Origin of the sequence: Alkalihalophilus lindianensis (assembly GCF_032843265.1) — a bacterium.
Taxonomy (GTDB): Bacteria; Bacillota; Bacilli; order Bacillales; family Bacillaceae_D; genus Alkalihalophilus; species Alkalihalophilus lindianensis.
In genome coordinates this window covers 1-534 of record NZ_JAWJBA010000032.1, presented here as the reverse complement: position 1 = coordinate 534, position 534 = coordinate 1, and the positions used below count along the sequence as shown (strand labels likewise).

At 38.0% G+C, this 534-nt stretch carries 1 protein-coding gene; it reads left to right on the top strand.

Annotation, left to right across the window (positions count from 1 at the left end; genetic code table 11):
* Positions 1–21: 21 nt before the first annotated feature.
* A partial coding sequence (locus RYX56_RS21145; protein ID WP_317123962.1) for an ABC transporter transmembrane domain-containing protein occupies positions 22–534 on the top strand: 513 nt, incomplete at its 3' end.

Here is a 534-nt window from a genome sequence, read left to right as displayed (position 1 = left end):
AAATCATCCAATAAAAAATTTTTGAACAGTACAAGGGAAATGATGAAGTCGTCCGCTGTTTTAAACGGGGAAGTATTTGAATCCATGAATGGCATCGAGGACATTAAAATTCTTGGCGGCAAAAAGACGCAGCTCTTCAAATTTAAATCAAAGATGAATGAGCTGTTTCACCATAGCGTCAAACAAAACAAGTCATTGATATTTTTAACCGAAAACGTTGGCTTGTTAAACAACCTATTCACCCTAATCATATTGTTAATCTCCGGCATCCTTATCTTAAAAGGGCAATTTACTGTTGGCATGTACACATCCTTTTCCCTATACACCACAAAAGTTTTTGCCAGTGCACAAAGTCTCACATCCTTAAATACGATCTTGAAACCGGTTTGCTTAAGTGTCGAAAGAATTTACCAGCTATTGGACATGCAGGACGAAAACAGCGGTAAGGTTGTCGAGTTGGATTCAGGGATTGAAACGATAGAATTCCTTCGTGTAGGATATCGATATCGAACGGATCTGCCTATGGTTTTTAAT